The sequence below is a fragment of the Flavobacterium sp. HTF genome, assembly GCF_003105115.1.
Lineage (GTDB): Bacteria > Bacteroidota > Bacteroidia > Flavobacteriales > Flavobacteriaceae > Flavobacterium.
The window spans coordinates 21,042-32,569 of record NZ_QETH01000050.1 but is presented as its reverse complement, the minus strand read 5'-3'; the positions used below and the strand labels follow the sequence as shown (position 1 = coordinate 32,569).

At 32.9% G+C, this 11,528-nt stretch carries 11 protein-coding genes; 4 read left to right on the top strand and 7 right to left on the bottom strand.

Annotated features, from left to right (window positions below; all coding sequences use genetic code 11):
- Window positions 1–187: 187 nt before the first annotated feature.
- The gene (locus DCO46_RS14755; protein WP_116753283.1) at window positions 188–493 is read right to left on the bottom strand and encodes a hypothetical protein; all 306 of its coding nucleotides are present in this window, start codon (window positions 491–493) and stop codon (window positions 188–190) included.
- Window positions 494–714: 221 nt separating this feature from the next.
- Window positions 715–1,572, bottom strand: a complete 858-nt coding sequence (locus DCO46_RS14750) for a Two component regulator three Y domain protein (RefSeq protein WP_116753282.1) — start codon at window positions 1,570–1,572, stop codon at window positions 715–717.
- A 178-nt stretch (window positions 1,573–1,750) separates the two neighbouring features.
- Here DCO46_RS14750 and DCO46_RS14745 point away from each other — a divergent pair, with 178 nt between their 5' ends.
- Complete coding sequence (locus DCO46_RS14745) at window positions 1,751–2,239, top strand: DUF1761 domain-containing protein (protein ID WP_116753281.1); 489 nt, start codon at window positions 1,751–1,753, stop codon at window positions 2,237–2,239.
- 119 nt (window positions 2,240–2,358) lie between these two features.
- Window positions 2,359–3,504: a peptidogalycan biosysnthesis protein gene (locus DCO46_RS14740; RefSeq protein WP_116753280.1), complete on the top strand. Its 1,146-nt coding sequence runs from the start codon at window positions 2,359–2,361 to the stop codon at window positions 3,502–3,504.
- A gap of 49 nt (window positions 3,505–3,553) precedes the next feature.
- Here DCO46_RS14740 and DCO46_RS14735 read toward each other — a convergent pair whose 3' ends face one another.
- On the bottom strand, window positions 3,554–4,423 hold the full coding sequence (locus DCO46_RS14735; RefSeq protein ID WP_116753279.1) for a diacylglycerol/lipid kinase family protein: 870 nt from the start codon (window positions 4,421–4,423) through the stop codon (window positions 3,554–3,556).
- Between the two features lie 59 nt (window positions 4,424–4,482).
- Between DCO46_RS14735 and DCO46_RS14730 the strand changes: the two genes are divergently transcribed.
- Complete coding sequence (locus tag DCO46_RS14730; RefSeq protein WP_116753278.1) at window positions 4,483–5,445, top strand: App1 family protein; 963 nt, start codon at window positions 4,483–4,485, stop codon at window positions 5,443–5,445.
- 78 nt (window positions 5,446–5,523) lie between these two features.
- Here DCO46_RS14730 and DCO46_RS14725 read toward each other — a convergent pair whose 3' ends face one another.
- Window positions 5,524–7,437 (bottom strand): ATP-binding cassette domain-containing protein, encoded by a 1,914-nt coding sequence (locus tag DCO46_RS14725; RefSeq protein ID WP_116753277.1) that lies wholly within the window; start codon window positions 7,435–7,437, stop codon window positions 5,524–5,526.
- Between the two features lie 432 nt (window positions 7,438–7,869).
- On the opposite strand from DCO46_RS14725, the gene DCO46_RS14720 reads away from it, so the two are divergent.
- Window positions 7,870–8,265 (top strand): DUF983 domain-containing protein, encoded by a 396-nt coding sequence (locus DCO46_RS14720; RefSeq protein ID WP_116753276.1) that lies wholly within the window; start codon window positions 7,870–7,872, stop codon window positions 8,263–8,265.
- A gap of 7 nt (window positions 8,266–8,272) precedes the next feature.
- Here the strand turns inward: DCO46_RS14720 and DCO46_RS14715 are convergent, their stop codons facing one another.
- From DCO46_RS14715 to gldN (DCO46_RS14705), 3 genes are all read right to left on the bottom strand, one after another.
- Window positions 8,273–9,322 (bottom strand): NAD(P)/FAD-dependent oxidoreductase, encoded by a 1,050-nt coding sequence (locus tag DCO46_RS14715; protein ID WP_116753275.1) that lies wholly within the window; start codon window positions 9,320–9,322, stop codon window positions 8,273–8,275.
- A gap of 75 nt (window positions 9,323–9,397) precedes the next feature.
- The gene (gldN, locus tag DCO46_RS14710; protein WP_116753274.1) at window positions 9,398–10,387 is read right to left on the bottom strand and encodes a gliding motility protein GldN; all 990 of its coding nucleotides are present in this window, start codon (window positions 10,385–10,387) and stop codon (window positions 9,398–9,400) included.
- 149 nt (window positions 10,388–10,536) lie between these two features.
- Window positions 10,537–11,526: a gliding motility protein GldN gene (gene gldN, locus DCO46_RS14705; protein WP_116753273.1), complete on the bottom strand. Its 990-nt coding sequence runs from the start codon at window positions 11,524–11,526 to the stop codon at window positions 10,537–10,539.
- Between the last annotated feature and the right edge of the window lie 2 nt (window positions 11,527–11,528).

Below are 11,528 nucleotides of genomic sequence, written 5' to 3'. Positions count from 1 at the left end.
ATTTAAAAGAAAGCTAAAAATTCATCCCATTTAGATTAACAGAAGATAACGATACAACAAATCCGATCGATTAGGCATTTAGACTTTGGGTTAAACAACTCAAAGAATATCATTTAAAAAATGGCATAAACAAAAAAAGCTTCAGATTTCTCTGAAGCTTTTTTGTTATATCTATACATTTTGCTTACTATGCCATAAACAAAGCATATTTGTTATAGTTATACAGAACCTGATCATAAGGTACTAATTTAGTTGCCACTTTTTCTGACGAGGCATCGAAAGTGATACCGTTATGTTTTCTAAATAGATAAATTTCTTTCAGGCAATTAGAAAGACTTTGGTGAATTGATGTTGTAAAAGTCGGGAGCTGTTTATCACCAACTAATAAATCGATTTGATAATTAGAACTGCTTTTAGAAAGGTTGTTTCCGATAATTCTTATCGTAAATGTTGTAGCCTTTCCATATTGTTGTCCTTTATATTGTACTACCATAATTTTATGATTAAAAGGGTTATATTAAATTTGTCTCTAAAACTTGAATGAAATAAAGTTATGAAAAAAAGTGATAACTCAAATTTCGCTTTCAAATTTAATGTTATTTTTTATTCTGGGAATTTCAGGGTATAAAAAAACCGTAATAAATTACGGTTTTCAACAATTAACTAAATATATTTAATCTTGTTAACGAGAGTAAAATTCATTCATAAGCACGATTAATTTTGGGTTACAATAGTAGTTTCTTTTTCAGTATTAATTTCTAATAAAACAGGGTTTTCATTTTCGTCAAACATAATCATATTCAGTGAATCTAACAACACTAAATTTTTAGAAACTGTTCCTCTGAATTTATTATAAGAAAGATTCATTTCTGATAAATTATGCAATTTTTCGAGCTCTCCGGGAATTTCTCCTTCAAAACTATTATCAAACAAACTCAGGTTTTCCAGGGCAGCAAAATTGATAACTTCCCTGCTCAGGTTTCCGCTCATTTTATTATTATTCAGAAGCAAAACTTTCAGTGTCTGAATTTTGTATAATGAACTGGGCAACTGACCTTCGATTTCATTATTAAACAAGGACAGGATTTCCAGTTTTTCTAATTTACCAATTTCTAATGGCAGCTCTCCTGAAATTTTGTTCATAAAAAGCGCTAAATTTTTAAGCTTTTTAAGTTCACATATTGAAGCCGGCAGCGTTCCTGACAATTCATTTGAGGAAACATCCAAAGCTTCAAGATCTTTCAGATTATGGATCGCAACAGGAATTTGTCCTTTCAGATTATTATCATGTAAATCTATAGCAACAAGATTTACGAGATCAAAAAATTCGGCGGGCAATTGTCCCTTCAAATTATTTTTGGATAAATTTAGTCCAACTACTTTTCCGTCTTTAGCCTGTACTCCATACCATGAGGATACCGAAGAAGACAGATCCCATTTTATTTTCCATTGTGTTCCATTAGTAGCATGGTACAATTTAATAAGGGCATCCTTTTCTTTGTCTGAAACCGTATCTGCAAAAATATTAAGAGAAAAAACAAGTGCTAAAAAAAGAGTGATACAACTTTTCATAACAGATTTGGGGTTTTGTTTTCGGGATAAAATTATGCATTTTACCCATACAAAGCCTCAAATGTCGACAAAGTGTTAATAAGTAATTTTTTAACCTTCTTTTTACTACTTTCAAAAAACAGCCTAATAATGATCTTTTTTAGTAAATTTGATCAACTAACAATTAAACCTTTATATTATGGAAATTAACTTTATCGCACTATTACTTGCTGCTCTTGTGACCCTCGTAGTCGGATTTGTATGGTATCATCCAAAAGTTTTTGGAACAATCTGGATGAGAGAAAATAATCTGACGCAGGAACAGCTTAAAACCGGAAACATGTTAAAAATATTCGGTTTAACGTATGTTTTTTCTTTGATGATTACAATGACACTTATGTCGCTCACAATTCATCAGTCGGGAGCTGTCGGAATGGTGGGCGGACCTCCGTTACTGGATGCTGCAAAGCCTTCCTTTGCTGCTTTTATGGCCGACTACGGAACGGCGTACCGTACTTTTAAACATGGAGCGTTACATGGTTTTATTTCAGGCTTGCTTTTTGCTTTCCCTGTTATCGGAATTAATGGATTGTTCGAAAGAAAATCGTGGAAATACATCCTTATACACGCCGGATTCTGGATGCTTACCCTGACTTTAATGGGCGGAATTGTTTGCGGTTTCGCTTAAATCATAAATGATAAAAACCCGTTTGAAAATCTAATTCAAACGGGTTTTTCTTAATAATAACTTAAACCGAATTGGTTCTTATAAATATTATCTAATTTTGAACAAATTAGCTTTCACTTTTGAATACAACTTATTCTTTTCAAATATACAATAGCGCGTCATTACTCCCAAAAGAATGGAACTCGCTGACCACTCAAAATATTTTTTTGACCCGGGAATACCTTGAAGTTCTTGAAAAATCTTCTCCAGTAAACATGGTTTGCCATTTTATTGGGATTTTTAAACATGAAAAACTTGTCGGTATTGCCCTGACACAATTTATTTTTGCCGAAAAACTGGAATCTTTTGGCGAACGCGATCAATGTTTAAAGACTTCTGTCCGCAATTTCGCTTTTAAAAATTTTGCTTCGCATGTTTTGTTTGTAGGGAATAATATGCTTACTGGTCAAAATGCATTTTCTTTTTCAAAAGAAGTAAACGGGGCAAAAATTATTAAAACACTTCATAAAGCGATTAATGAGTTAAAAAAAGATTTTAAATCAAAAGGACGAAAAGTTCACATTACAAGCATAAAAGATTTTACCGAAAAAGAAATTGAACCTTTAAAAGCAGAATTCAAAAACAACTTTACGTTTTCGACTCAGCCGAATATGATTTTCGACATCAATCCTGAATGGAAAACAGAACAGGATTATATTGAAGCGCTTTCTAAAAAATACCGCGATCAGTACAAACGTGCACGAAAAAAGAGTGAAGGAATTGAAAAACAGAAAATGTCTCTGGATGAAATCATCAAACATGAAGAGACTATTTATGATTTATATTTTCATGTGGCAAAAAATGCTCCTTTCAATACTTTCTTTTTAGCCAGGAACCATTTTCGGATTTTTAAGGAAATCATGAAAGAAAATTTTCTTTTCTATGGTTATTTTTTGGATGAAAAATTAATCGGTTTTAATACTCTAATAAAAAATGGTACCGTAATGGATACCTATTTTTTAGGTTATAACGAAAACATCCAACGCGATAAAATGTTATATCTAAATATGCTGTATGATATGATCGCTTATTCTATTAATCAGGGTTTCAAAGAAGTTGTTTTTGCGAGAACTGCACTCGAAATAAAAAGTTCAGTCGGGGCAAAACCGGTAAAAATGTACGGACTCATTACCCATAGCAATGCCTTGATTAACAAAAACATTGGAAAACTATTCGATTATCTGGAACCAAAAACAGAATGGAAAGAACGAAATCCTTTTAAATAATAACTTTGACAAAGTTTAGAACTTTGCCAAAGATTTTAAGGGACAAAAACTAAGGCACTGCTAATTTCATCTGCTTGTGCAAAATATGAATTTCAAGAGAAGTCTGGGCACCGCAATACTCTCCGTCAATCTGAAAATTAACAGGATAATCTGTTGTTATTGTAGCTTTATCTGTTGAGATAATTACAATATCATCAGAATCAATTGGCATATTTCCGGTTATGATTTTCCCCAGCAATAATAAATCAAGGCTTTTTAAGATCACCAATTCAAATTTTCCGTCGTTTACCACACCATTCGGATTAATCGTCACGCCGGTTCCGTATTTCTGGGAATTAGCGATTACAATCATTCGGGCCGGATGTATACTTGTTTCTTTATTTGTGGTAATCGTTGCTACAAAAGGCTCATTATAATCCACAAGAGTGGTATATGCCTGTAATGCATAACCCCAAAAACCTCTTAAATTGCTTTCTTCGTAATTCTTGACCAAATCAGCGTTTAGTCCGATATCACTTAAATGGATGCTTTTTTTCCCATTAATGCAAATCATATCCATTTCAATGTAATGATTCAAAAAAGCTATTTTGAGATTTTCTTCGATAGTATTTGGTAAATTTAAATCGACGGATAAACCGTTAGCAGAGCCGGCAGGCAAAACACCTATTATGACATCGTGCTGCTCCATGGCTTCGGCAACCATTTTTATGGTTCCGTCTCCTCCTGCAACAACAATTCTGTCCGGCTTATGCTCTTCATAAAGCAACTGTAGTGCTTTAATATCCTGTTTTCCTGTAGTTTCATAAACAGTTAAATGAAAATTATTGGTGATCGAAAACTCGTTTACTGCGTCTATTAAGTCTGTTTTGTCTAAATCACCTGAAATTGGATTTACAACAAAAATGATGTTATTTTTCAAAATTTAATTTTTATAACCGATTAAAATAATTAATTTACATATATAAAAGTACATAATTAATGAAACCAATTCTACAATTATATCGGGGTTATGCGAATGAACAGGAATTAATCGTGATGGGTCATGTTTTCAAAAGACTGTATGATTATGATTATCAGAAGAAAAACTTTAAAAATGCAACTTCAATAATCAATCAGTTCAGGATAAAAACGATTAAAAATTATGATGTTTACTTAAAATGTGGCAATAAGCAAATTCATTCTAAAACCTTAGATGATGGCTATTTTAAATTTTGCATTCCGATTGAAAAAGAATTTGATTTTGGATGGATGGAATACGAAGTAAGCATAAAACATAAATCAGAAACAATTACCGCAAAAGGAAGCTTTATAAGGCCGCATGAAGGAAACCTGGGAATCATATCAGACATTGATGATACTTTTTTGATTTCGCATACCCGTAATGTCTTTAAAAAAATATACATTCTTCTTTTTAAAAATGTGAATGACCGTAAAGTTTTTGAAGGCGTTGTTCCTCATTATCAGGCATTGAGTTCAGCCGGAAGAAATAATAAGGAAGAAGAAAATGCTTTTTTTTATGTTTCGAGCAGCGAATGGAATCTCTATAATTTTATCGTAAAATTTACTAAAATACATCAGTTGCCAAGAGCTGTTATTTTATTAAAAGATATTAAAAGAGGGGTCACTGATTTCTTTATGAGTGGTCGCGGAAATCACAATCACAAATTTGATAAGATAAAACATGTTTTAGAATTTTATCCCAACTTAAAATATGTTTTATTGGGAGATGATTCGCAACATGATCCTTTTTTATACGAGCAAATCTGCAAAATATTTCCTGTAACCGTTAAGGCTGTATATATTAGACAAACCGGTAAGCATCAAAAAGAAAAAACAAAAACTGTTTTGAAAAATCTGGAAGATTTAGATGTTTCGGTCTGTTATTTTAAAGATAGCAGCCAGGCAATTATGCACTCAAAATCTATTGGAATTATTAAGTGATTTAGCAAACCAAAATAGGTGAAAAAAAAAGCAGATTTCAACGTGGGCTGAAATCTGCGATTTATTATAAACTTAAAATTATGCGTTGAAATTATCTATTTCTTCCTGAACAATTTCCCAATCCAGAAGCAATTGATCTAAATCTGCTTTCTTTTTATTGTAAGCTGTAAAAAATGAGGCATCTTCGATATGTTTGTCATAATTTGAAGCCAGCATTTTGTCATCGTGCTGAATGTCTTTTTCCAATTGTTTGATCTTGCTTTCAACTTTACTTAATTTGTTTTGAAGCGCTTTGCCTTTTTTCTGGTCTTCATATGAAGTTTTGTTGTTTTCTTTTGGAGCTGCCACTTTTGCAACATCTTTTTTCTCAACTTCTCGCATATTTTCCAGATTACGCTGTTCTAAGAAGTAGTTGATATCACCTAAATATTCCTTGATTTTCTGATCTTTAAATTCGTAAACGATATTTGACATTCCCTGAAGGAAATCCCTGTCGTGAGAAACTAACAATAAAGTTCCGCCAAATTTCTGAAGTGCCGCTTTTAAAACGTTCTTAGATTTAATATCCAGGTGATTCGTAGGCTCATCCATCAGCAATACATTAATTGGCTGTAACAATAGTTTACAAAGCGCCAAACGGTTTCGCTCACCTCCTGAAAGTACTTTTACTTTTTTCTCTACATCGTCTCCGCGAAATAAAAATGAACCCAGCATATCACGAACTTTAGAACGGTTGGTATCGGTTGCAGCATCTTCCATAGTTCGCAGCAATGTAATTTCTCCATCTAAATATTCGGCCTGATTTTGAGCAAAATATCCTAACTGAACATTATGTCCTAATTTAATATTTCCCTGATATTCAAATTCATTTACTAATGCTTTAATGAAAGTCGATTTTCCCTGTCCGTTTTGACCAACAAAGGCAATTTTGCTTCCTCTTTCAACCAGCAAACTGATATCTTTTAATATCGTTTTATCTCCGTAAGCTTTTGTAACATTTTCTGCTTCGATTACCACTTTACCCGGTTCTTTAGAAACAGGAAAAGAGATATTCATTACCGAATTATCGTCTTCATCAACTTCGATTCTTTCTACTTTATCTAATTTTTTAATTAACGATTGCGCCATAGAAGCTTTTGAAGCTTTTGCACGGAATTTCTCGATTAATTTTTCAGTTTCTTCAATCTTTTTCTGTTGGTTTTTCTGAGTTGCCAATTGTTTCTCACGAATTTCATGACGCAATTCCAGATATTGAGAATATGGTTTATTGAAGTCGTATGCTTTTCCTAAAGAGATTTCGATTGTTCTGTTGGTAACATTGTCCAAAAACATTTTATCGTGCGATACGATTACCACAACTCCAGGATAATTACGAAGGAAACTTTCTAACCAGATAATACTTTCGATATCTAAGTGGTTGGTTGGCTCATCCAGAAGCAGTACATCATTTGACTGCAATAAAAGCTTTGCAAGCTCAATACGCATTCTCCACCCTCCTGAAAAAGTTTCGGTTTGGTTATTAAAAACTTCTCTCTTAAAACCTAAACCCAAAAGGATTTTCTCGGTATCTCCCACATAGTTATAACCTCCTAAAAGATCAAAACGGTGTGTGTAATCAGATAAATCTTCGATGATTTGTCCGTATTCTTCACTTTCATAATCGGTTCTTGTAACCAATTGATGATTGATTTCTTCTAACTTTTTTTCTACAATTTTAATTTCAGTAAAAGCCTCATATGCCTCTTCTAAAACAGTTCTTCCGTGTTCAAAGTCAATATCCTGACGCAGAAATCCCATTTTGATATCTTTCTCCTGAGAAATAACACCGGAATCCGGAGCAAAATCTCTCGCCAGCATTTTAAGCATTGTCGATTTACCAGCCCCGTTTTTACCAACAAGACCAACGCGGTCCCCTGCTCCTAAACGAAAAGTAACTTCTTCAAATAAATATGTTCCTCCAAAGGAAACAGAAAGATTGTGTATATTAAGCATAATGTATTGACTATTGCTAAGATGTAATGGCTTCCTAAACCATTGTGATTTATTAATTTAACGCATAATCAACTGCAAATACTGTTGATTTTTTAATTTACGTTTTGAAAGTGCAAAAGTATAACATTTAATTGAAGTTTTACCCCTGAATACTGATAGCTTTTACAATAATCCAAGAAGTTATAAAAGTACCTGCTTTAGTCTTTAAATGTCTTCTGACTAATTTTAGTCTTTTATTTTCATTTAAAATAAAATATCAAAGCAAATAATAAGAAACCTTACCGCACTATAGAGCAAAAAGGAAATAGGGCTTCATAAAAAACAAAGTTAATCACTATCTTTACAACTGTTTTTGTAACACAATTCCGTACGATTTAACTGATTTTAAAACTATCATTTTTTTAAAATCTTCATAAAACAGTCAATATTAAGATGTTCAACAAAGGATCTAAAATAAAAAGTATTTTTACAGGAAGTTGCCCAAGATGCCAAAATGAAAGCATGTATTCAGATCAGAATCCGCTTCATTTATCTAAAGTTTTAAAAATGAATGACCACTGCGGTCACTGTGGACTGAAATATCAAATTGAACCGTCTTTTTTTTACGGGGCAATGTATGTGAGTTACGGATTAAATGTAGCGGTGGGAATTGCTGCATTTATAGTTTCGTTTGTTTTTTTTGGAACAACGATAGAACAATCTTTTCTTAGCATTATAGTAACCTTAGTGCTATTATTTCCGTTCGTTTTGCGTCTTTCAAGAAATATTTATATTAACATGTTTGTTTCGTACGATCCTAAATTTGATTCGAAAGCAAAAATTAAATAACAACCGCCTATTTCTTTTTCTTATAAAACCTGTTAATATCAATTACAGGATCTAATACGGTTTTATTCTCAATGTGATAAAAAAGGTCTTTTGCCATTGCAGGCCCCAACATTACGCCACGGGTTCCCAGACCATTCAGTATATGCAATGATTTATGTTGGCTGTGAGTACCAATTATTGGCCTGCGGTCTCGCACAGTTGGCCTGACGCCTCCAAAATGAGAAACAATTTCAAAATCACAATTGATTATTTCCTGAATTCTTTCAACTAATTCTGCTCTCCCTTCTTCGGTTGGCAGGTCTGTTTTGTCTTTCCAGTTGTATGTAGCACCTACTTTAAATAAATCATTTCCCATAGGCAGGATAAAAACGCTGGTATTCACTATAACATCCAGATTTAGTTCCGGAGCTTTTATTACAAATAATTCTCCTTTTGTACCGTCAAGCGGAAGATCCTGAAAAAAAGGATTAGCATGCAGGCCAAAACCTTCTGCAAAGATTATATTTTTAGCCTGATAATTTTTGTACACGACATACTCATCATTGATTACCAGTTTAGAATAATCAAATGATTCTTGAAGAAGAAGGTTATTTTCTATTAAATATTCATGGTATTTATCTAATAAAAGCGCAGTATCCACATAGCCTGTATGTAAAACTTCTCCATAATCATAAGGCGAATCAATTCCTGAAAATTTATCAAAAATAATTTTTGTCGAAAGAAAAGGAGCCAAAAGTGGTTTGTCAGAAGCCGCAAACCAATTATTTTGCTCTTCAATAGAGAAGAACTTCCTTAAAATAGGCAGCTTAAAATTGACTTTAGTTTTCAATTTAAGCTCAATACTATTGTAGAAATCTTCCATCAGGTTTAATTGCTCTTCTGCTTTCCAGACTTCGCTAAAGCGTTTTAAAATCACAGGATTATACAAACCTCCTGCCACTCTGGAAGAAACTTGAGAGGTATCATCTATTACTAAAATAGATTTATCGTTTTTAAGCGCAATTTCTGAAAATGAAATTCCTGCCAATCCACACCCGACAATTAAATAATCAATCATTTATAAAAAGGTAAAATATAAAAAACTCTTACATACAAAGGTAGTAAGAGTTTTTCTTAAACAATAGCTAGTGGCTTAGTAGTTCCACATATTTTCTTCAAAATTACGAATCTTCTCCTTTACCCTTTCAGATTCTAACAACTGGTTTTGCGCGTTACTTTTCATGTAATCTTTAATCTCACGGTCACCATACATATTTTCTTCTTTGTAAATAATCGCATTAAAACGTCTGGAATTCAAAATCTGATCAAATGAAATTGGCATAGCAGAATTATTGTCATTAAAAGCTTTTGCTTCATGCAACGCTTCTCTCGCATTTGGATAGAAAACCCAGAACAATTCAATATAATCTTTTTCATCACTATTCATAGTGTATACATCAGGGGTTACAGGACAAATTCCGAGTAAACGATATTTCAGCTCGCTCTGACGTTTGTCAAAATACCAGTATCCTTTAATTTTATATTGCTCAACATCGGCTGCAGTAAGATCCTGCTTTAAAATATATTCAGCAGGAACCGTTCGTGTCGGCCCTATTGTTTGATCTACATAAGAGACCACCTTCTTCTTTCCGGTTACGGTTACTACTTTCTTTTTTACAACCCGTGTCTTATAATCATCAGGATATTGGTTGATTAATTCTCTACCTGCATCTGTTGTATCAACACGGGATAATGATCCCTGGATGTCTTTCATAGATTTTTTAGTATTAAAATAACTATCAGAATAAACTTCGGTTATTTTTCCTTGTTTGATTGCTCTTGTCAAAACATCATACAGAGAGCGCCTGTCAGGACCAATGTTAGCAGTATCAACCGGATAATACAACGGAAAATTGATTTTTTCACTCAAATCAATAATCTCCCATGTAGTTTTACCCATTAAGATATCTCTATCATCTACGTACCCATAAGCCAAAGGCTTATCATTGTCAGATATCAGCTGTGCAGCATTCTTTTTCCCAATTTGTTCTGCTGTTTTTGCATTAAGCAAATTAGATTGGGCATTGGAAGAAAAACTACAAGTGACCATCATAATAATGACTAAAAAAAAATTCACTTTCATCATATTATTTTTTAATATCAAAGCAAACGTAAAACAGGTATATTTTATTGTATTTTTCCTACATATTTTATTCAAAATTATGTAAGAAAAATAAAAAAGCCCTTACTACAAATGTAGTAAGGGCTTTTGTTATAATGTAATTGAGAAACTTAGTAGTTCCACATATCTTGCTCGAAGTTACGAATCTTTTCTTTCACTCTTTCAGACTCTAACAATTGATTTTGTGCATTATCTTTCATGTATTCTTTGATCTCACGATCTCCGTACAAGTTTTCTTCTTTGTAGATAACAGCATTAAAACGTCTTGAGTTCAAAATTTGATCAAATGAAATTGGAAGTGCTGAATTACTGTCATTAAAAGCTTTTGCTTCATGCAAAGCTTCTCTTGCATTTGGATAGAAAATCCAGAACAACTCGATATAATCCTTTTCATCACTATTCATAGTATAAACATCAGGAGTAACAGGGCAAATTCCAAGTAAACGATATTTCAGTTCACTTTGACGTTTGTCAAAATACCAGTATCCTTTTATTTTATACTGTGTAACATCAGCAGATGTAAGATCTTGTTTCAAAATATATTCAGCAGGAACTGTTCTTGTAGCAGCTACAGTTTCATCAACATAAGTTACTACTTTCTTTTTACCAGTACCAGTAACAACTTTTTTCTTCACAACGTGAGTTTTATAGTCATCCGGATATTGGTTAATTAACTCTCTACCTGCATCAGTTGTATCTACACGTGATAATGATCCTTGAATGTCTTTCAGAGATTTTTTAGTATTGAAATAACTATCAGAATAAACCTCCGTTATTTTGCCATTTTTCATAGCTTTCGTCAAGGCGTCATAAAGTGAACGTCTGTCAGAACCAATATTAGCTGTGTCTACTGGAAAGTACAATGGAAAGTTGATTTTTTCATTCAAATCGATAATTTCCCAAGTAGTTTTCCCCATCAATACATCTCTATCATCAACATAACCATAAGCCAAAGGTTTATCATTATCTGAGATAAGCTGTGCAGGAGTCTTAAGTCCTATTTGAGCTGGTGTTTTTGCGTTAAGCAAATTTGATTGCGCATTAGAAGCAAAACCTCCGGCGATCGAAACAATAGCTATTAAAAAATTTCTTACTTTCATCA

Coding starts and splice junctions, on each gene's coding strand:
- DCO46_RS14755 (WP_116753283.1), bottom strand. CDS start 493: ATGGTAGTACAATATAAAGGACAACAATATGGAAAGGCTACAACATTT.
- DCO46_RS14750 (WP_116753282.1), bottom strand. CDS start 1,572: ATGAAAAGTTGTATCACTCTTTTTTTAGCACTTGTTTTTTCTCTTAAT.
- DCO46_RS14745 (WP_116753281.1), top strand. CDS start 1,751: ATGGAAATTAACTTTATCGCACTATTACTTGCTGCTCTTGTGACCCTC.
- DCO46_RS14730 (WP_116753278.1), top strand. CDS start 4,483: ATGAAACCAATTCTACAATTATATCGGGGTTATGCGAATGAACAGGAA.
- DCO46_RS14725 (WP_116753277.1), bottom strand. CDS start 7,437: ATGCTTAATATACACAATCTTTCTGTTTCCTTTGGAGGAACATATTTA.
- DCO46_RS14720 (WP_116753276.1), top strand. CDS start 7,870: ATGTTCAACAAAGGATCTAAAATAAAAAGTATTTTTACAGGAAGTTGC.
- DCO46_RS14715 (WP_116753275.1), bottom strand. CDS start 9,322: ATGATTGATTATTTAATTGTCGGGTGTGGATTGGCAGGAATTTCATTT.
- gldN (WP_116753274.1), bottom strand. CDS start 10,387: ATGAAAGTGAATTTTTTTTTAGTCATTATTATGATGGTCACTTGTAGT.
- gldN (WP_116753273.1), bottom strand. CDS start 11,526: ATGAAAGTAAGAAATTTTTTAATAGCTATTGTTTCGATCGCCGGAGGT.